This window comes from Streptococcus sp. 27098_8_66, assembly GCF_041431945.1.
GTDB lineage: Bacteria > Bacillota > Bacilli > Lactobacillales > Streptococcaceae > Streptococcus > Streptococcus dentalis.
In genome coordinates this window covers 24,705-43,621 of sequence record NZ_JAPVYS010000002.1, presented here as the reverse complement: position 1 = coordinate 43,621, position 18,917 = coordinate 24,705, and the positions used below count along the sequence as shown (strand labels likewise).

Annotated in this window: 20 protein-coding genes; 1 reads left to right on the top strand and 19 read right to left on the bottom strand. The window is 42.4% G+C overall.

Going from position 1 to position 18,917, the window contains the following annotated elements:
• Positions 1–127: 127 nt before the first annotated feature.
• From O3642_RS02210 to O3642_RS02130, 17 genes are all read right to left on the bottom strand, one after another.
• Positions 128–2,095 (bottom strand): peptide ABC transporter substrate-binding protein, encoded by a 1,968-nt coding sequence (locus O3642_RS02210; protein WP_371605298.1) that lies wholly within the window; start codon positions 2,093–2,095, stop codon positions 128–130.
• Positions 2,096–2,359: 264 nt separating this feature from the next.
• Positions 2,360–2,983 carry an endonuclease III gene (gene nth, locus O3642_RS02205; protein ID WP_155125586.1) on the bottom strand — a complete coding sequence of 208 codons (624 nt, stop codon included), beginning with the start codon at positions 2,981–2,983 and terminating at the stop codon, positions 2,360–2,362.
• Positions 2,984–3,147: 164 nt separating this feature from the next.
• On the bottom strand, positions 3,148–3,840 hold the full coding sequence (locus tag O3642_RS02200; RefSeq protein WP_371605297.1) for a 5'-methylthioadenosine/adenosylhomocysteine nucleosidase: 693 nt from the start codon (positions 3,838–3,840) through the stop codon (positions 3,148–3,150).
• A 24-nt stretch (positions 3,841–3,864) separates the two neighbouring features.
• Positions 3,865–4,200, bottom strand: coding sequence for a cell wall synthase accessory phosphoprotein MacP (gene macP / locus O3642_RS02195; protein ID WP_371605296.1), 336 nt, complete (start codon positions 4,198–4,200; stop codon positions 3,865–3,867).
• Between the two features lie 11 nt (positions 4,201–4,211).
• On the bottom strand, positions 4,212–4,757 hold the full coding sequence (locus O3642_RS02190) for an NUDIX hydrolase (protein WP_371605295.1): 546 nt from the start codon (positions 4,755–4,757) through the stop codon (positions 4,212–4,214).
• A gap of 9 nt (positions 4,758–4,766) precedes the next feature.
• Positions 4,767–6,146, bottom strand: coding sequence for a bifunctional UDP-N-acetylglucosamine diphosphorylase/glucosamine-1-phosphate N-acetyltransferase GlmU (gene glmU / locus O3642_RS02185; protein ID WP_371605388.1), 1,380 nt, complete (start codon positions 6,144–6,146; stop codon positions 4,767–4,769).
• A gap of 382 nt (positions 6,147–6,528) precedes the next feature.
• A complete protein-coding gene (locus tag O3642_RS02180) occupies positions 6,529–6,969 on the bottom strand; it encodes an ASCH domain-containing protein (protein ID WP_371605294.1) in 441 nt (146 codons plus the stop codon).
• Complete coding sequence (locus tag O3642_RS02175; RefSeq protein WP_155125576.1) at positions 6,966–7,463, bottom strand: NUDIX hydrolase; 498 nt, start codon at positions 7,461–7,463, stop codon at positions 6,966–6,968. Before O3642_RS02175 ends, O3642_RS02180 begins: the two co-directional genes overlap by 4 nt.
• A 40-nt stretch (positions 7,464–7,503) precedes the next feature.
• A complete protein-coding gene (locus O3642_RS02170; protein ID WP_155125574.1) occupies positions 7,504–8,109 on the bottom strand; it encodes a DUF6707 family protein in 606 nt (201 codons plus the stop codon).
• 138 nt (positions 8,110–8,247) lie between these two features.
• Positions 8,248–8,667 (bottom strand): SMI1/KNR4 family protein, encoded by a 420-nt coding sequence (locus O3642_RS02165; RefSeq protein ID WP_155125572.1) that lies wholly within the window; start codon positions 8,665–8,667, stop codon positions 8,248–8,250.
• Positions 8,668–8,686: 19 nt separating this feature from the next.
• Complete coding sequence (locus O3642_RS02160; protein WP_155125570.1) at positions 8,687–9,022, bottom strand: hypothetical protein; 336 nt, start codon at positions 9,020–9,022, stop codon at positions 8,687–8,689.
• 36 nt (positions 9,023–9,058) lie between these two features.
• On the bottom strand, positions 9,059–9,757 hold the full coding sequence (locus O3642_RS02155) for a 3-oxoacyl-ACP reductase (RefSeq protein WP_371605293.1): 699 nt from the start codon (positions 9,755–9,757) through the stop codon (positions 9,059–9,061).
• The gene (locus O3642_RS02150) at positions 9,750–9,986 is read right to left on the bottom strand and encodes a DUF2829 domain-containing protein (protein WP_371605292.1); all 237 of its coding nucleotides are present in this window, start codon (positions 9,984–9,986) and stop codon (positions 9,750–9,752) included. The genes O3642_RS02155 and O3642_RS02150 overlap by 8 nt, the downstream gene beginning before the upstream one ends.
• A gap of 104 nt (positions 9,987–10,090) precedes the next feature.
• Entirely contained in the window at positions 10,091–11,482 is a 1,392-nt protein-coding gene (locus tag O3642_RS02145) for an APC family permease (RefSeq protein WP_371605291.1), read from the bottom strand.
• A 117-nt stretch (positions 11,483–11,599) separates the two neighbouring features.
• Positions 11,600–12,427 carry a hypothetical protein gene (locus tag O3642_RS02140; protein ID WP_371605290.1) on the bottom strand — a complete coding sequence of 276 codons (828 nt, stop codon included), beginning with the start codon at positions 12,425–12,427 and terminating at the stop codon, positions 11,600–11,602.
• Positions 12,424–13,224 (bottom strand): hypothetical protein, encoded by an 801-nt coding sequence (locus O3642_RS02135; RefSeq protein ID WP_371605289.1) that lies wholly within the window; start codon positions 13,222–13,224, stop codon positions 12,424–12,426. Before O3642_RS02135 ends, O3642_RS02140 begins: the two co-directional genes overlap by 4 nt.
• On the bottom strand, positions 13,221–13,547 hold the full coding sequence (locus O3642_RS02130; RefSeq protein WP_371605288.1) for a PadR family transcriptional regulator: 327 nt from the start codon (positions 13,545–13,547) through the stop codon (positions 13,221–13,223). The genes O3642_RS02135 and O3642_RS02130 overlap by 4 nt, the downstream gene beginning before the upstream one ends.
• A 259-nt stretch (positions 13,548–13,806) precedes the next feature.
• Here O3642_RS02130 and O3642_RS02125 point away from each other — a divergent pair, with 259 nt between their 5' ends.
• Positions 13,807–15,771, top strand: coding sequence for a peptide ABC transporter substrate-binding protein (locus tag O3642_RS02125; RefSeq protein ID WP_129824367.1), 1,965 nt, complete (start codon positions 13,807–13,809; stop codon positions 15,769–15,771).
• Positions 15,772–16,127: 356 nt separating this feature from the next.
• Here O3642_RS02125 and O3642_RS02120 read toward each other — a convergent pair whose 3' ends face one another.
• Positions 16,128–18,131, bottom strand: coding sequence for an FtsX-like permease family protein (locus O3642_RS02120; protein WP_129824368.1), 2,004 nt, complete (start codon positions 18,129–18,131; stop codon positions 16,128–16,130).
• Positions 18,124–18,891, bottom strand: a complete 768-nt coding sequence (locus O3642_RS02115) for an ABC transporter ATP-binding protein (RefSeq protein ID WP_129824369.1) — start codon at positions 18,889–18,891, stop codon at positions 18,124–18,126. The genes O3642_RS02120 and O3642_RS02115 overlap by 8 nt, the downstream gene beginning before the upstream one ends.
• Positions 18,892–18,917: the final 26 nt, after the last annotated feature.

The window sequence follows — 18,917 nt, the reverse complement described above, 5'->3', positions numbered from 1 at the left end:
AATCAGCGTAGTAGAGACCACTCAACCACTGCGTCTTGCTCGACAATCCAGAAACAATTGAGAGGCTAGGACTTTTGTCCCAGCCTCGACTTTTTTATCTTCATTGATAGACCAATGATTGATTTTTTTATTTTTTCTTTTCGATATGATCTTTGAGATCTTCTTGAGCTTTTTTATTGGATTCTGCTTTTTTCTTCAACCATTCTTCTTTGGCCTTGTTAAAGTCTTTTGTAGTGACAACATCTTTAGACATTTCAAGGTATTTGTAGAATGTTCCTGTTCCTTTTGTACCAACCCATGAAGCCGCACGGCTGTATGGTACGGTCCGTTGAAGCATTGGAGCACCACCATTTGAAACAGTTGGAAGCGTAATCGAGCTATCTGTCAACCATGCTTGCGCTGCTGCATATTTTTCATAGCGTTTAGCTTGATCCAACAATTCAGCATCGGCGTCTTTCAACATGTTAGCGTATTGATCCAAACCAACTGTTGCAATGGCTGGATTATTTGAACCTGCATCAATACCAAGATAGTAGAAGACAGAACCATTTACTGGGCTGATACTTTCGAGGTAAGTCGATGGGTCTTGGTAGTCAGGAGCCCAACCACCGCCTGAGATATCGTAATCTCTCGCAGCAGCAGTATCGCTGAAGTAGGTGATATTTTGGAAATCATCATCCGAAACCTTTTGAAGGTCTACAACGACATTGTCTGCACCAAGCGCTGACTCTACAGATTGTTTGAAGGAGCTAGCTTGTTGGACCATGCTGTTGTCCACTTGGCTGACAATGTAGTCCAAATGAATTGGGAATTGAACGCCTTGTTTTTGCAATTCAGCTTTGGCTTTCGCAAAGGAAGCTTTGGCTTTTTCTGGGTTGTAAAGGCTAGTTTGACCATCGGCCAGGCTCACACCCTTCCATTGATCCCCATAGGTAACCAATTGTTTTTCAACGACTTTACCAAAATCTTCTCCATTGACTTGGACATAAGTTGGTGGCACCAAAGTGCTACGAAGGGTATTTTCAGCCGCATCAGATCCAGATACTTGTGCCGCATATGATTTGCGGTCAAAGCCAAAGTTCACCGCTTGACGGAAGTCCTTGTTCAGAATTGCTTTCTTGGTAGAAGCTTTTTGTTCATCCGTTGTTTTGGCAGTGTGGTCATACTTTTGACGGTCCAAGTTGAATCCAAGATAGTAGGATGTTCCCAATTGCAAACCGTAGACAATGTTGTCGCCAAAGTTTTTCTTAACGCTCTTATACGTCGAACTGTTTGGCATAACAGATGCAAAGGAATATTGACCTTTTTCAAAGTTTTTAATGATAGAATCTGGGTTTGATCCATCGTTAAAGGTCAATTTGACATGATCGATATGAACATTTTTCGCATCGTAATAGTCTTTGTTCTTGACCAATTCAATCTCAGATTTCGAAGTCAAAGATTTCAAGTAATATGGACCATTGTATAAGATGCTGCTAGGTTTCAACGAACCAAAATCTTTTCCTTGAGATTTCAAGAAATCCGAATTAACTGGGAAAAGAACACCTGAGGTTGTTTTTGAGTTCCAGAAGCTTTCTGGACGGACCAAGGTATATTGGATGGTGTGGTCGTCTAAAGCTTTGACTCCAACTGTTTTAAAGTCCTTCGTTTCTCCTTTTACATAGGCATCCAAACCTTTGATCGAATTTTGAATCAAGAAGAGACCTTCTGATTTTGACTCAACCGCGTGTTTGATCCCTGTAACAAAGTCTTGAGCTGTTACAGCACCATACTCTTCACCCTCACTTGTATACCATTTGGCATCCTTACGAAGTTTGTAAGTATAGGTTAATCCATCTTCAGAGACAGTCCAATCTTCTGCTAGACTTGGCACAAAATTTCCGTATCGGTCGTTTTCAAGAAGACCATCTACAAGGTTACTTGTGATATCTGAAGTCGTTGTACGAGTTGCAGCGATGTAATCCAAGGTATTTGGATCCGCTGAATAGACGAATGAGTAGGTTGCTTGATTGCTACTACCACCGCCACACGCTGCTAAGAGAAAGGCACCTGCAACAGAAACTCCTGCAAGAGCTAACAGTTTTTTTGCTTTCATCACTATCTCCTTATGTTAGATTTTCTACCATTATACACTATTTCTTAAAAAAAACCAAATTTATTTTAAAAAAGTTCGTTATTTCTGAATGAATATAATAAGATGTCAAGAAAAGCATTTTGAAATTGATCTCAAAGATGCTGGATAGGCAAGTCTTATCACATACCATTACAGACTTGTAAAACCTCATCTTTCAATCCTTTTAATAAATATACGTTTCAGCGAAAAAAGAACCTCTGCTCTTTCGAGCAGAGGAACTGATTCCTAATCAAAATGATAGAGTTGTGAGTACTGGTCACATTCAGGATTTTTAGGATGGCAGATGGCCCGTCCAAAATAAATCATGGCTTGATGGGCAGCTAGCCATTCGCTCTTTGGTAGAACATCCATGACCCGCTTTTCAACTTCCAATGGCGTCGCTGATTTCTTGACAATATCATGGTGCTTGCAGATTCGCTCTACATGGGTATCGACGGCAAAGGCTGGAATTCCAAATCCTACACTCATAACCACATTAGCTGTTTTCCGACCAACTCCTGCAAGGCTTTCTAACTCTTCGCGAGTCTGAGGGACTTTTCCATCAAAGTTGTCTAGCAATTGTTGGGCACATTTTTTGAGAAATTTAGCCTTATTTCGATAAAGGCCTAATTTAGAAATATGCTTGGCGATATCGGCTTCACTGGCTGCTGCCATGGCTTGTGGGGTTGGAAAAGCCGCAAACAAACCTGGTGTCGCTTTGTTAACAGCTGCATCTGTCGTCTGAGCCGAGAGCATGACTGCTACTAGTAATTCAAAATGATTACGAAAATCCAGACTTGGCTTGGCATCTGGAAAGAGGGCGATAATTTCTTCAATCACATGACGTGCCCGTTTCTTTGATAAAACCATATTCTCTCCTTTACATTACTAGTCTTTATTATAGCATGAAAGTTCCCTATTTCTGAAAGATTCGGCTTCAGAAAAAAAGAAGTGGAACGAGAAATGAAATTGAATCATACTTCATTCCTCGTCCCACTTCTACCATTAGATATTCCTAGGCTCTATTGTTTGTTTTACACCAATCTCTTCAAGAAAGTAATTAAGGTTTGAGCAGAGCGCTCGCCAGCCTCTACGATAAATTCATCAAAAGAGATATTGGCTGCGTGATCTGCCGTATCACTCATAGCTCGAATAACCATAAAGGGACGTCCAGCTGCGTGAGCGGCTTGGGCAACGGCTGCCCCTTCCATCTCAACAGCCAAGACTTCTGGGAAATGCTCCCGAATGGCTGCGACTTTTTCTTCACTCGCGATAAAGCTATCTCCTGTTGTGATCAAGCCTACATGTGTGGTTGCAGCTTCTTCTTCCAGAACTTTTTTCATTTCTGATACGAAATAGCGACTGGATTCAAAGTAAAGCGGTTGGCCTGCCATTTGACCATACTTGTAGCCAAAGGCTGTTACATCCACATCATGATAAGCCAATTTGTCCGCAAGAACGATATCTCCAACAGCCATCCCTGGGGCAACGGCACCTGCAGAACCCGTATTGATAATGACTTCCACCTTAAAATCATTGGCCAAGACTGCTACACTCATAGCAGACATGACTTTTCCGATACCACTTTCAACCAAAACGACCTCATGGCGTCCAATTGATCCTGTATAGTAGACTTTTCCAAGACGCAGATGCTTTTCCCCATTTTCAAGGGCTTCAACCAAGATCTTCAACTCCTGGGGCATGGCTGCAATAATTCCAATTTTCATGTCATTTCTCTCCTTGTGACGACCTTATAGACGCCAAATAGCAATGATCAAGACAATGAGGAGCACAATGATCCAGAACAAAATCTTATTGAGTTTGGATTGGACCACACTTTGTTTGCGCTCTTCAATGCGACGACTCTTGGTCACTGTGGGCTCCACTTGGATCTGCACCGTATCCTGAGAATAACTCTCTTGCGGACGTTCCATACGGCTTTCTCTCATAGGACGTTCATAGCCAAATCCTCTGTGGTCTGTCCGAATAATTTTCGTCTCTTCAGCATCGATCATTTTAGGACCGGTGATGTCCTCTCCTCGCCTTGCTCGTTCAATCATTTCATCGGTTAATAAAGGTTTTCCCATCGGATCCTCCTCTATTTATTGATTAAGTCCCAATATTGGATAGCCATGATGGTCTTGGCATCACAGATTTCACCAGAAAGGATCAAATCTTTCGCTTCCTTCAAGGTCACTTCTAATAACTCCAAGGTCTCATCCGCATCTTGTGGACGTGGATTTTCCACCTTTTTCAAGTTGGTCGCACCATAAAGTTTGATCCGCTCATTACAAAATCCAATGGCTGAATAAAAATCATACAACAATTCTAGATCCGCTGTGTAGCCAATTTCTTCTTCCAACTCACGCAGAGCAGCCACTTTAGGGTCTGCATTTTCTCCCTTTTCTAACTTCCCTGCTGGAATCTCCACCGAGGTCCTTTCAATCGCCTTGCGGTACTGTTTCACCAAGATCGTCTTCCCATCTTCTGTGATCGGCAAAACCGCTACTGCTCCATTATGGAAGATTAAATCACGCTGCGCTTGGCCTTTTCCAGCGGGTAGTTCTACTTGATCAGTCACCACTTGGAAAATCGGACCCTGATAAATCTCCTTGCGCTCAATGGTTTTTTCTTCAAATTGCATGAAAATCTCCTATTTATTTTTAGGATGGTGTGGCAAGCGAAGGGCATACTCTTCTTTATTCACTTGACGGCCACGACCAATCGCAATCGCATCAGCTGGTACATCCTTGGTAATAGTTGATCCAGCACCGACTAAGGAATTGTCCCCTAATTCAACTGGCGCAATGATGGTCGAATTGGATCCGACAAAAACATTGTTTCCAATCGTCGTTTTAAACTTGTGTTGGCCATCATAATTCACCGTGATGGTTCCAGCACCAAAGTTAACGTTGCTGCCAACTTCACAGTTGCCAATGTAAGTCAAATGACCAGCTTTGGTATTTTCGCCGATAGACGAACCTTTGACTTCGACAAAGTTTCCAATATGGACATCTTTGGCGAGGCTAGATCCTGGACGAATATGAGCATATGGTCCTACTGTCACGCCATCGGCTACGGTGCTTTCTTCAATCATAGAGTTAGTAATAACGGCACCTGCACCAATTTCACTATCCACGATATAGGTTCCATTGGTTAAAACTGTCTCAGCCCCAACTTTTGTGTGCCCTTTTAGGGTAACATTGGCTTCGATTTGCACTTCTGGTGCGATCTCAACATCGACATCGATATAAGTCGCATCAGGGTTAACAAAGCTCACTCCATTAACCATGTGGGCTTGGTTAATGCGACGACGCATGACGTCTTCTGCTGTTGCAAGAGCTACGCGGTCGTTAACCCCAAGACTTTCATCAAAATCTTTCAGAGTATAGGCTCCAACTTTCTCCCCTGCCTCACGGAAAATTCCGATGACATCCGTGATATAGTATTCTCCTTGGGCATTGTTTGTATTGATATTCTTCAAGGCTTCAAAGAGACGCGCATTGTCAAAGACATAAGTCCCTGTATTGATTTCCTTGATTTGTTGTTCATATTCTGTCGCATCTTTTTGCTCGACGATTCGAAGCACTTCCGCATTGTCGTTACGGACAATCCGACCATAGCCAAATGGATTCGCTGCTTCGGCTGTCAAAATCGTTGCCACATTTTTGTGGTTGATATGGAAGTCGATCAAGTGTTTGAGGCTTTCACCCGTAATCAAAGGAGTATCACCTGCAATGACGAGAGTATGCCCTTCAAGACCTTCCAAGACTGGCTCTGCCATCATTACCGCATGACCAGTTCCTAACTGCTCCGTTTGCTTAACAAAGTCTGTTTGTCCCGCTAAGACTTGCTCTACCAATTCCGCCTTGTGGCCCACAACCGTTACAGTCTTTTCAGGTGAGATGGCTCCAACACTACGGAAAACATGTTCCAACATAGAGATCCCAGCAACCTTGTGAAGAACCTTAGGCAAATCTGACTTCATGCGAGTTCCCTTACCCGCTGCTAAAATAATGGCATAATTTGGCATATACATTCTCTTTTCTTTACAATATCGTAGTTATTATACCATTTTTCACCCCTTTTGGAAAATAAGACCTAAATCAAAGGGAGTGGGAAAGAACTTCGACTAATTAAACAAAAGTTGAAAAGGTTCCCCAAACCTATTCAATTTCCCCACCCTCGCACAGCTCCAACAGTCTGGGAGACTGTTGGAGGTTGCAGATAAAGAAAACATTGTTATCCGTCTTCATAGGTCATCTTTGGAGCTAAATAACGAACAAATACTTAGGAACCTTGCTTCGCAAGTCCTATCCACCACCTAAAAGCAGTGCTTTGAGCAATCAACCACTGCGTCATACAGTTATTCCTATTAAACATCGAAGGCTGGACAGTTTTTGCCCAGCCTCGTTCTATAATGGATAAACCTTGCGAAATTCTTCTAAAACCACCTTGCTATAAGGTGTAAAAGTTAGTCCCCCTTCTCCTAAACAGTCTTTGAAAAAGTCTTCATGAACCTGACGCCAATAAGCCAGAGATTTGTCTCCTTCGCCTTCTTTATAGGCATGGTCGGCTGACACTTGATGAAAAGGCTGAACGGAAACCTTTGTAATTTCAACAATGCAGACAGCTTGATCTTGACTGTCTAAAATAACATCAAAGGTCCCTTCTTGTGGAAGGAGTTCGTCCTCTACTGCGTAGAGGTCATAAGCTGAAGCTGTTGCTGTTTTTTCGCCTTTAAAGACCAGTTCCGCTAAAAGGTCTGGATCCACTCCAAAGGCCCAGGCATCTATCTCATCTCCAATCGAGGGGTTAATCTGCTTGTAGGCATTCCACATTTCTTGAGGTGTCATTGGTTCTCCTTCTTTTCTTTAACCTTCCAATTTCTATAGCTTGTCAGTTCTAATTCTGGAAATCCTCCTAACTCTGCCTTCACCTTCAATACTAAAGGAGAAGCATTGTCGGCAGTAATGTCTTCCACATTCAACCAAATGGCATTGGCTGAATCATTACTTCCATCAAGAACCTCCTGAGGAAGGGATTGTTGAGAGCTTTCGAAATCGAGTACGATATCATAAAAGGCCATGATATGGTGTACAGCGAAATCTTTGCCCTCTTCTTGAACCATCACGTCATACATCCTAGGATTTGAATAATTGCTAAGCGTATAGCCTGTCTCCTCCAGAACTTCTCTCTTGAGGGTTTCAGTCAGCCCTTCTCCTAGTTCCTGGCTACCACCCGGTAGATCAAAACGATGCTGATAAGGGCCTCTTTTTTTTTCAATGCAGAGCAGTTTCCCCTCTTGAAGACAGACTCCGTATACACCAAAGTGTTTTTTGATTTCCATATTCTACTCTTTTCTAAAAGTCCAAGATCAATAACTTACCTTATCCCTTAAAAGGAAATAGGCTAAAGATTTCATGCTCCTTGATATACTTCTTTAGTATCTCTATATTCTCTTCGATTTTTGTCCGAATATCTGTCTCTTCACAAGTTGACTCATCAATAAAAAGGTGAATCTTCAATAAATCTGTCAGGTATAGCAGACGACGTTCCATTTCTGATTCAGGGCTTGGAGCCTGCTCGATTTTTGCAAGCTTTTGCTCCAAGCTATCACCATTCAAAAATCTCTGATGAACTCTCCTTCTTATTTTTTGAGTTGATTCCTCCCCTTGTTCTAATGGAGATAAAAGGAGTTTTTTATAGAGGAGTACCTGATTTTCTTTTTCTCTTTCCAGATAAGCCAATAAAACTAGAGAGCTATCAACAAAGGACCAAGTGTTATAATTCCCTTCAAATGGAACTTGTATGATCCTATCTAATAATTCCTTAGCCATTTCCTCTTGACCATCCAGATAAAGTAAATAGGCCAGATGATTTAGCGATTCGAGATAGGTAGCTTGGGTTTTCTTATTCTTTTTTAATACTTTATCTAAATAAAGATGTAGGTCTGGATGTTTTTCCAGTTGTTCAACTACTTCAGGTAGCTTCATCTGAAATCCTTTCTATTCTTTTTTAAAAAATTTAAAGTGTTTTTAATCATCTGATGCCAACTTGTCCACGCGCACCTGCTCAATTATCTGCTCTAGTAAAAGTTCTTGGTGTTTACGCATCCCTTCTCCTTTTTCGTCTCACTCTTCAACAAAAGAGTTTAAAAAGTCCTCAAAAGAAGCCCATTGACCGTAGATCTCAGCTGTTTCTTCTAGAACATAGAAGCAAACCATACCATAATCTTCTTCCCTTAGGGAAAGAGCGTAATTGCCAGAACCAGGATCATAGGCGAAATGGAGAAGGTCTGTAGCCCTAAATCCTGCAGGCACAGCCTCATCGTCATACCATGTAAGAGACTTGCTCATTTCCTCAAGTGAATTAAAAGAATTGAAAGGAAAGAGGTGATGTTCATCGTGGACACCACTTACTTGGGGCTGACCACCGTTGTTCTTGAGATAAAAATTTTTCATGACTTCTGGCAATTTCTTTCCAAGAATCTCCTCAAATTGTAAAAGGTCTTCTTTTGAAATCGGTGAATCTTCATCAAGCATCCTAAACATGATTACTCCCTTCAATTTTCTACAATTCTTCTTTTAGTTCCTTTTCAATAAAGTCATAAACATTTGCAGCAACTATTTTCATCTCTAAGGAGCCTAAAGCACCCAGGTCATTTTCATAAATGCAATCATCAGAATTTTTCTTGATAAAGTAAGCCAAATCTCCTTCCTGTCCAATCATAAAGTAATCTGGCTCTACTTCCTCAATCTGATAAGTCTCATTACGCTCCTGGAGATCCTCCTTAGCATACAAACAGATACCTGTATCTCCAATTTCATAGGGATCAATCTCTTCCCACTCTGATAAAAACTGATAGTAGAGATTGGGCAATACAAATCCAAACTCATCTCTTTTCATAGCTTACCTCCACATATCCACTGAGTATCAACTATATTACTTCAAAGACCAACCACCATCAATAGTCAGGATTTGTCCCTGCATGGCACTCGCTTTTCCACTTGCTAAGAAGAGGCTAACTTCAGCAACTTCACTTGGCTCAATCCATCGTTTGATGGGGGTTTCACTTGCCACCCAGTCCGCCAATCCTCCTGGTTCAAAGTCTGAGGCGGTCATGCCTGTTTTGACGGCCCCTGGTGCAATGCCAAAGACCTGAACCCCAGCTTCTGCATAATCCAGCGCCAACTGCTTGGTAAATCCCGCAAGGGCATGCTTGGAGGAAGTATAAGCGTGACCGCCACCTCCTGCTAGGCTAGAAGCAATTGAGCACATATTGATGATGATCCCATGCTTCTTCTCCAACATTTGAGTCAGATAATGCCGTGTCAGCTCTACCGGAGTCACATAGTTGATCTCAAAGATCTCCTGAATCTCCTGAGCACTTTGCTCAAGAAGTGGTTTGTAGTCATCCAATACCCCTGCCGTATTGCACAAGATGTCGACCTTAGGACACCAGTTAAAAATCGGCGTCAAATCCAAAGTTAAGTCTCGCTGTAAGAAGTGAAAATCGCCTGGCAACTGAGGATCCGCTCCTTGGTCCACTCCATAAACCTGATAGCCCTTTTCTAAAAACAAACAAGCTTGCGCCAGACCAATCCCGGAGCTCACGCCTGTAATCAAGACCTGTTTAGTCATGGACTTCCACCCAATCTGTCGCTAGAACATCGCAAGGAGTTGGACTCCACATGGAAAAGCCTTCGTCTTCACCAGACACGTTAATGAGGAAATAAGGTGTCACTTCCAGAGCCACTCCATTTTGCTCGATGGTATCAAACAATTGGACATAGTTTTCTGCTCCACCCCATCCTGTTCGTACATATTTTTTCTTGGCCTTTAAGCCTGGTAAAATCTCTTCAAATGTCATGGTGTTCTCCTTTGTTATCTATTTAACTTTCTCCCTTTATTATACCAAAAAAAGAGCTTTCCCTATACAAAAAGCCAGAGTTCTTCTACTCTAGCTTTCATCTTTTATTTATGTTCTTCTGAATGGCGATACCCATAGCCAAAATAAATTCCTATCCCAATCAAGAGAGCAACTCCGAAGGCCAGCCAGGTCGATAGAGAATACTGGGTCATAAAGGACACACAGACCACAATCGATAGGATTGGCAAGACCGGAACCAAAGGCGTTTTAAATTCACCAGGTCCAGGAGCCCCGTGTTCCTTGCGCAATTTCAAGAGAGCGAAGGCCAACATAACCAGGTAAGCCAAGGTACAGATATTTAAGAAGGAAGCGATACTCGCAAGTGGAAAGACTCCACCAGCAATGGCAGCCATCGATCCAGCTACTAGTGTTGCATTTTTGGGAATTCTAGTTTTTGGATCGAGCTGTTTCATAGCTTTTGGCAAGAGCCCATCCCGCGCCAAACTGTATATCATCCGTGAGAGGGCAAAGGTCATGGAAATGCAGACGGTAATCAGGGTTAAAATCGCTACCAGCGATACATAATTCCCTGCCCATCCTGCGCCGACCTGACGGAGGGCAAAGGCAACCGCGTCTTCTACATTTAAGTTCTTAAAAGGAACCATACCGGTCAAAACCAGGGTGACCAAGATATAAAGAACGGTTGTGATCAAAAGACTGAGGACAATCCCGCGAGGAACGTTCTTTTGTGGTTCCTTGATTTCGTCGACCGCCATGGAAATGGACTCAAAACCAAGAAAGGCAAAGAACATGAGCGAAGCGCCAGTCATAATCCCTGTCTGACCACCATAGATTTCGCCAAATCCATACGGAGCAAAGTTGGCCCAGTTGCTAGGGTTTAGGTGAAAAATCCCGACAAGGATAAACAAGGCAAGAGCGGAGAACTTGAGTAAGACCAGCAAGGAATTAAAGCGTAAGACCGCTTTTGCATTCATAAGAACTAAGGCAGTGACGAGGACCATGACCAAAATAGGCAAGAGATCCACATAAGTTCCCTTAGCTGGATCAAAAGTCCCGTTTAAAGCCGTCGGCAGGCTCCAGCCAAGATTGGCCAACAAGCCCTTGAAATACGCAGCCCAACCTGAAGCCACCCCTGATACAGCTGTCATAAATTCCATCACAGTCAACCAACCGGCAATCCAGGCAGGAAACTCTCCAAAGATGGCATAGAGGTAACTATAGGCCCCACCGGTTGAAGGGATGCGAGATGCAAATTCAGCAAAGAAGAGGGCAGATAAGCCAACGCAAAAAGCCGCAATCACAATCGAAATGATGAGAGCTGGACCAGCTAAATTCGCCGCTGCAGTCCCCGTAATCGTGAAGATCCCTGTCCCCACCATGGCACCGATTCCTAAAATAATCAAATCCCACAATCGTAAATGGCGGTTCAGACCTGCATGAGATTTGCCAACATCTTTTTTTTGAAATAGATTCATCCCTTTTCCCCCCTTTTATTGTCATCATTCTATCACACTTAGATTGAAAATGGTAGCCTATCTCTGACAGTAACTTCTCCAACTAATAAAGGAGGGGCACCCCTCCTTAACTGTATTTTAACCTTCTTCAGCCTTCATCTTTCTCAATGCCCGAATGGTAAACCAATAGTATATAACTAGCCCAAAAACAATGACGGCTGTTGGCAGGAGGACAGTCATACTAGGATTCTGAATCCCTTGTGCCAAAGTCCAGCGATGCAAGAATCCCACTATTAAAAAGGCGATGATAGGAAAGACAAAGGCTCTGCCAAGCTCTTCTTTCCATTGCCAAAGAATGAGAGCTCCACTAGCCCCTGTCATGAGAAGGGCATCCCAAGGACTAGGGACGGCAAGCCAAGCAAGAGCTGGCAAGAAACGGACCCCCACGATCTCACTAGCGAAATAGACTCCTAGAACCAAAACTATTGCCACATGGATTGCTTTTTTCAACTTTTCTTCTGCAAAAATGAGGCGACGAAGGAGATAGAAGAGTAGCCCAACAGCCAAAAGTCCTAAAATACTATCCGTTAGATAGACAAGTGGCTTGAGCACAAGGACCGCTTGAGAAGCAAAATCACTTAAGAGGCGATAAAAAATCACAATTCCTGAGACGATTGCACCATATTTTAGAACAGATCGCGTGGATTCTTTAGGCATGTTCTCTATGATTTGGTCTGCCATTTCCTTAGGATCCTGTCCAAAATAGTCCTTGGCTGTCAATCCATCTCCACTTGCTTGCGAAAAATCCAGCGCTAGATTATAGACCTGCTCTTTTAAAGCCTTCTCCTCATATAAGAAACCGGCGAAATTGAAATAATCCCAGAGATCTTGGAAATAAGCTTGGTCCTCTTGGCTAAAGGTTTGAACCAAAGCCTGTGTTTCTTCATAATAAATAGCTGATGTCATATTGCTTTCCCCTTTCTTTGGAGACGAAATACAATGAGGAACAGGACGAGTCCTATAAGAGGGAGTAGCCAGCGTAATACATTAGCAGTTTCTGGATTCACAAGACGAATCAAGCATCCCGTAACTAAGAAAGTCAGGCCCATGACTAGTAGACTCGTCATCAAACGCTCCCTGTTTCTATAAGCCATAACCGCAAACCCAAGTAGGACTAGGACAGCAAGAACAACCGCCCAACCATCTGATAAGAAGAGACTCCCAATGTGGCCAAAATAGATCGAAAATAGTCGTACGATGTTCAGAAATACCATCAGGCAGATCCCACTGATAAAAGTAGCCCAAGGCCACTTCATTTCACCATAGCTCTGTTTGGACCAAAGCCACGTGATGAACTGGCTAAACACCAAGAAATTGAATAAAATAACAACATAGGTCAGGGGTTCGATTTTCAGTGGCATCATCCAGGTAAAATCCATTAAATAACGCATGCCAACTAAGATCCCTCCAAGTAGAAAGACGAGTCCCACATAAGATCCTAAAGAGCGTTTAGGTAACTCTGAAAGAATTTGATCCACCATTGCCCGTGGATCCTTTCCAAAATAATCCACTGCCCGAATGCCTTCTTTCTCAGCAACTTTTAGGTCGCAAACCATATTGTAGAGTTGTTCACCGAGTGCTTCATCATCATAAAAATAGACCTTTGCCCCAATATAGGCCACCATTTTTTTCACATAGGCTTGATTCTCCTTGTTTAGATGATTCAGTTCATCAGACATTTTTTCTGTATAATCTTCGATCATTCTTCCCCCTCCTTTTTTACGCGTTCTACTTTAATGACAAGATCCTGCCACTGGTCCCAAAATTCCTCTAAGCGTTCTCTTCCAGCATCACTGAGTGAAAAATACTTGCGATCAGGACCATCTGGAGACGGCCTCATTTCCCCATGAATAACCCCTTGTTTTTCTAATTTTTGAAGCAGGGGATAAATGGTCCCAGCGACAATTTTATCAAATCCCATCTCTTTGAGACTTTGGATCAATTCATAGCCATAGATGGCCTTTTTAGAAATAATCTCCAGCACACAGCCCTCCAAGACTCCCTTTAGTAATTGGGACTCTTTCATCCTTCTCACCTCTTTCTTCACATTTTTAACTAGTTTGTTTTACATACTAGCTATTTCACTATCAGTATACTCTTTCTCCACTAGTATGTAAAGCATATTAGTAATCTTTTTTAAAAAATTTTTATTCCTTAAAAATCCCTTAAAATCAAGGTTTTTCTGTATACTCGTGTGTAAATATACAAAAAAAGTTCAAAAAACACTTTATTTTGTAGATTGATTGGAGTATAATAATTAAAATTATTCAAAAGGAGACACGAATATGAAAAAATCGAAGCTTGCTCTTTTAGCAGGTGTCGCCGCAGCTTCAACGCTTTTCCTTGCTGCATGTGGCTCATCTTCTAATGCGTCAAAAGGGACAACCTACAACTACGTGTATAGTTCTGACCCTGATACCTTGAACTATTTGACTTCAAACCGTGCAACTACAAGCGATATTACTACCAACTTGGTCGATGGTTTGTTTGAAAACGACCAATACGGTAACTTAGTGCCTGCTCTTGCTGAAGACTGGTCCGTTTCAAAAGACGGTCTGACTTATACTTACAAGCTTCGAAAAGACGCGAAGTGGTATGATTCAGAAGGAAATGAATATGCTGACGTCACTGCACAAGATTTCGTGACATCTCTAAAATACGTAGCAGATAAAAAATCTGATGCACTTTACTTGGTTCAAAACTCAGTCAAAGGATTAGATGATTATGTAAACGGGAAAACCAAAGACTTCTCAACTGTTGGGGTAAAAGCTGTTGATGATCACACTCTTCAATATACTTTGAACCAACCAGAATCTTTCTGGAATTCTAAATTGACGACTGCTACTATGATGCCAGTTAATGAAAAATTCTTGGAATCAGCTGGGAAAGACTTTGGTAGCGTGAAACCAAGTGGTATCCTCTACAACGGTCCATACATTTTGAAATCCTTCACTTCAAAATCACAAATTGAATTGGATAAAAACCCAGAATACTACGACAAGAAAAATGTTCACATCGATACCGTTAAATTGACTTACTTCGATGGCTCTGACCAAGACTATCTCGCTCGTAACTTCTCAGATGGCAACTTATCTACTGCCCGTCTCTTCCCAACGAGCTCAACTTACACTACGATTCAAAAGAAATTCAAGGATAACATCGTTTATTCACCACAAGATGCGGTTGCCTACTATGCTTACTTCAATGTAAACCGTCAAAACTACGGTCATACGAAGAAGACTTCTGACGAGCAAAAGAACAGCACTAAGACAGCTCTTCAAAACAAAAACTTCCGTCAAGCCTTGAACTTTGCTTTGGATAGAACTTCATACAGTGCTCAAGCTAATGGGAAAGATGGAGCAACCAAAACCCTTCGTACCCTACTAGTTCCACCTACATTTGTGCAAGCCAACGGAAAAGATTTCGGTACGCTCGTTGAAGAAAAACTTGCCGCAACAGGAGATGAGTGGAAAGGTGTGAGCTTTGCCGATGCTCAAGATAGCTTGCATAATGCAGACAAAGCCAAAGCAGAACTTGCAAAAGCAAAATCTGAATTGCAATCACAAGGGGTTCAATTCCCAATCCATATCGACTATGTCGTAGACCAATCTTCTAGCTCACTTGTTCAACAAGCAGACTCTATGAAGAGCTCTATCGAATCTGCTCTTGGTAAAGACAATGTCGTGATTGACGTACAAAAATTGTCTACAGACGATGCGGATAACGCTACTTACTTTGCCCAATCACCAGATCAAAAAGACTTTGACATGGATATCACTGGTTGGGGACCTGACTTCCAAGACCCATCTACTTACTTAGATATCTTGAACCCAACAGATGGTTCAACCTTGACTGGTATGGGACTTGATCCTAAGAAAGACCAAGCGCTCATCGAGAAAATTGGTTTGAACCAATACAAAGAATTGCTAGATGCTGCCAATGCTGAAAAATTGGATACCAATGCGCGTTATGAAAAATATGCTGATGCCCAAGCTTGGTTGACAGAAAACGCAATTGTTCTTCCAATCTACTCTAAGGGTGGAGTTCCATCTATCACGAAGGTAACGCCATTCTCAGCAGCAAATTCTGCAATTGGTATTAAAGGTGAAACAAGCTTCTTCAAATACCAAAAACTTCAAGATAAGACAGTCACAACTGCTGACTACGAAAAAGCTTATAAGAATTGGTTGAAAGAAAAAGAAGAATCAAACAAAAAAGCGCAAGAAGAACTTGCAAAACACGTGAAATAATCACGAAAGAAAACACCGGGGATATAATCCCCGGTGTTTTTGGTTAAGGATAAAACTCTCTTTGAAACTTTCCTTAGGTGAGTACGGACGTTAGGTGAAATTATCCAGTGGATGATTTCAGCAATCCAGGAAGTTCCATAACTTAGTTTTGGACCTAAGGTTCCAAAACTCCCGAGTGCTAGAAATACTATTATTTCTAGCACTTTTCTCACGGCGGAAAGTTTCGGTTTTTGTTTAAATAAGCTTAATAACATACATTATTATAATTCTTTCCACAACACTTAGCTTGTTCTATGTAAAAACCAGTTTGTTTATTTATTGGATTTTTCATTTCTCAATCTTTTATAGACTCAGCGCTACCTCACGACAATTTTCCGATAACTTCTAGACGTCAGTAGAAAGACGAGGATATAAGAGATGAAAAAGACAGCGCAGATAGACAGAGTCGTTTGAAGGACCAAGCCCGCATTGGTTGCTCCTAAGAGGGCAACGATCTTTGCAATCATCTTGTAGGCCACTCCTAGGTAGAGGAAGGAGAAGAATAAAGGAAGGAAAAAGACAGTGAGAATCTGTTTGCGAATGGTGGTGGCCGTTTGCTTTTGGTCCAACCCTACTTGTTGCAAGATCACAAAATTATCCCGGTCCTCATAGCCCTCTGAAATCTGCTTGTAGTAAATGACGAGTACCGTAGACAATAGAAAGATCACCGATAGGAAAATCCCAATAAAGAGGATTGTCCCTGCTGATTCACGCCACTCCTTCTCCATGCTGTATCGATCAACCCCACCAAACAAAGTCGCACCATATTGACTCATTTTGTCTGTCGAATTAAGCTCTTTGGCCATTCCAGCTATAAAATCTTGGTTTTCTTTATTTTTAGCACTAATAGAGAATTCCAAATTTTTATCAATTTTTAGTCCCAGTTGGTTCAAGTCAGGGAGGACAAGATACAAGCCCATTTGGTGTTGAAACAGGTCGGCTTGCGGGAGTTTTCCTTGGATAAAATTGGAGTCTAGTTTTTGCTTAATCGCGAAGCTCTTTCCATTGATTTCTAATTGCGAGTCTAGTCTTCCAGGATACTGATACCCATAGGCTAGGATTTCATTTTCCCCAAGCTCAACTTTTTGACCCGTCAGTTGCTCATAAGTTGCCTGATCAAAAAAGTAGACTACTCCTTCTGTCTTCAATTCCTGACCAGTTTCTTGATCGGACTGGTCATAAACCTCTAAGACCTTTCCATCAATCTTTCGAATTTCAGCCGACCAGTATGTTGTCTGATTCACTTGATAATCTGATAGATGTGTCGCATCGGCCACTTTCTTAATTTGTGCTTGAACCTCCTCAATAACCGGTTCTGTTTCAGCTTCTGAAGTCATATGCCCCACACTAATATTGTAGTCCGAAGGGTACATAGTATCTAGGTAATTCTGCCCTCCAATAAAGAGATTCAGCGACCCTGTTAAGGTGACCAAGACCATGGTGGAAAGAATACTAATGGTCGCAAGGCCCGCTGCATTTTTTCGCATCCGTGCTATTAAGTTGGAGACGGATATAAAATTCTCTGGCTTGTAATAGTAGGATTTCCGACCTTTGAGAAATCTTAAAAAGGTAATGGTGCCTGCGTTGAATAAGAGATAAGTCGCAAGAATGACCAAGATAACGGCAATAAAGAATCTTTGGACAGCCGCAACTGGACGCTCTGCTGTTAGCGCTAAATAGAAAGCAATTCCTAAGAGTCCTAGTCCTAAAAGAGTTTGGACCAGCAAGAAGCGTCCTTTCTTCTCTCCTGCCTTTTTCTGTTGCATGAGGTGGAGGGAACTGTAGCGCAAGAGACGGAAAGAATTTAACAAGAGAATGAGGGCAAAAGCTAAGGCTAGCCCAAATAAAGTGTTAAGAACAGCCCCTATCTGGAAGGTCGATTGAATGACGACTGGAAGCCCCATACATTTTAAGAGGAGGGCAAAAATCAAGGGATCAAACAAGAGCCCCAAGCCCAGTCCTACTCCAACTGTGAGGATATAGAAGATAAGCAATTCCCATAAGGTCATGACGAGGAGATGCTTCTTCTCCATCCCTAAAACACTGTATAATCCCAATTCTTTGGAACGATTTTTCATAACATAGCCATTGGCATAAGCCACTAAAATGACGACGACCAGCTGGACGACGAAACAACCAAAACCAAGGACAGCTCTTGCCGTTCGTCCTCCGTAAGAAGCTTCTAAATGAGGGGTCGTTGCCAGGGCGATAAAGCTATAGAGGATCATAGTCGTTAAAATGATAGCTATAGCAAAAGGGTAATAGAGCTTACGATTTTGTTTGAGGTTGGAAAGAGCTAATTTACTTGTTAATTTAAACATCACGATCCTCCTTACTCGCCATGACCGTCAAGGTATCCGAGATTTCTTGGAACATCTGACGTTCTGTTTTTTCCCCGCGGAAGATCTGGTTGTAAAGGATCCCGTCCTTGATAAAGAGCACGCGCTTGGCCCTCGCTGCTGCGGCGGTTGAGTGGGTCACCATGAGAATGGTTTGGCCCATAGTGTTGATATCTTCAAAGACATCTAGCAAAGCTGCTGAAGACTTGGAATCCAGCGCCCCTGTTGGCTCATCGGCAAGGAGGATTTCAGGGGAGGTGATGATGGCCCGTGCTACGGCTACCCGTTGTTTTTGCCCACCAGAGATTTCGTAGGGATATTTTTCAAGCAGTTGGTGAATGCCCAACTCCCGACTGACGCTATCCACCTTGCTCATCATTTCCTTGACTGGTCTGCGAGAGAGGACGAGAGGCAAGAGGATATTGTCCTTGACAGACAAGGTATCAAGCAGGTTGAAATCTTGAAAGACAAAACCAAGTTTTTCGCGACGGAAGCTCGAAGCGTCCTTGTTCTTGATGGTTGAGGTGTCGGTGCCATTGAGGTAAACCCGCCCTTCGGTTGGCTGGTCCAGCATGGCTAGGATGTTGAGAAGGGTGGATTTCCCGGATCCTGATTCCCCCATGATAGCGACGTATTCGCCATTTTCCACGGTGAAGTGAATGTCCTTTAGGGCTTCGACCTGCGTCCCTTGAAAGCGGGTTTTGTAGATTTTTTTGATATGTTGAACGTCTAGTAGGGTCATGGTCCGTTCCTTTCTAGCTCGATAAA

Excerpts from the sequence above, each read along its gene's own strand:
- O3642_RS02210 (WP_371605298.1), bottom strand. The coding sequence starts at position 2,095 with ATGAAAGCAAAAAAACTGTTAGCTCTTGCAGGAGTTTCTGTTGCAGGT.
- nth (WP_155125586.1), bottom strand. The coding sequence starts at position 2,983 with ATGGTTTTATCAAAGAAACGGGCACGTCATGTGATTGAAGAAATTATC.
- O3642_RS02200 (WP_371605297.1), bottom strand. The coding sequence starts at position 3,840 with ATGAAAATTGGAATTATTGCAGCCATGCCCCAGGAGTTGAAGATCTTG.
- macP (WP_371605296.1), bottom strand. The coding sequence starts at position 4,200 with ATGGGAAAACCTTTATTAACCGATGAAATGATTGAACGAGCAAGGCGA.
- O3642_RS02190 (WP_371605295.1), bottom strand. The coding sequence starts at position 4,757 with ATGCAATTTGAAGAAAAAACCATTGAGCGCAAGGAGATTTATCAGGGT.
- glmU (WP_371605388.1), bottom strand. The coding sequence starts at position 6,146 with ATGCCAAATTATGCCATTATTTTAGCAGCGGGTAAGGGAACTCGCATG.
- O3642_RS02180 (WP_371605294.1), bottom strand. The coding sequence starts at position 6,969 with ATGACACCTCAAGAAATGTGGAATGCCTACAAGCAGATTAACCCCTCG.
- O3642_RS02175 (WP_155125576.1), bottom strand. The coding sequence starts at position 7,463 with ATGGAAATCAAAAAACACTTTGGTGTATACGGAGTCTGTCTTCAAGAG.
- O3642_RS02170 (WP_155125574.1), bottom strand. The coding sequence starts at position 8,109 with ATGAAGCTACCTGAAGTAGTTGAACAACTGGAAAAACATCCAGACCTA.
- O3642_RS02165 (WP_155125572.1), bottom strand. The coding sequence starts at position 8,667 with ATGTTTAGGATGCTTGATGAAGATTCACCGATTTCAAAAGAAGACCTT.
- O3642_RS02160 (WP_155125570.1), bottom strand. The coding sequence starts at position 9,022 with ATGAAAAGAGATGAGTTTGGATTTGTATTGCCCAATCTCTACTATCAG.
- O3642_RS02155 (WP_371605293.1), bottom strand. The coding sequence starts at position 9,757 with ATGACTAAACAGGTCTTGATTACAGGCGTGAGCTCCGGGATTGGTCTG.
- O3642_RS02150 (WP_371605292.1), bottom strand. The coding sequence starts at position 9,986 with ATGACATTTGAAGAGATTTTACCAGGCTTAAAGGCCAAGAAAAAATAT.
- O3642_RS02145 (WP_371605291.1), bottom strand. The coding sequence starts at position 11,482 with ATGAATCTATTTCAAAAAAAAGATGTTGGCAAATCTCATGCAGGTCTG.
- O3642_RS02140 (WP_371605290.1), bottom strand. The coding sequence starts at position 12,427 with ATGACATCAGCTATTTATTATGAAGAAACACAGGCTTTGGTTCAAACC.
- O3642_RS02135 (WP_371605289.1), bottom strand. The coding sequence starts at position 13,224 with ATGATCGAAGATTATACAGAAAAAATGTCTGATGAACTGAATCATCTA.
- O3642_RS02130 (WP_371605288.1), bottom strand. The coding sequence starts at position 13,547 with ATGAAAGAGTCCCAATTACTAAAGGGAGTCTTGGAGGGCTGTGTGCTG.
- O3642_RS02125 (WP_129824367.1), top strand. The coding sequence starts at position 13,807 with ATGAAAAAATCGAAGCTTGCTCTTTTAGCAGGTGTCGCCGCAGCTTCA.
- O3642_RS02120 (WP_129824368.1), bottom strand. The coding sequence starts at position 18,131 with ATGTTTAAATTAACAAGTAAATTAGCTCTTTCCAACCTCAAACAAAAT.
- O3642_RS02115 (WP_129824369.1), bottom strand. The coding sequence starts at position 18,891 with ATGACCCTACTAGACGTTCAACATATCAAAAAAATCTACAAAACCCGC.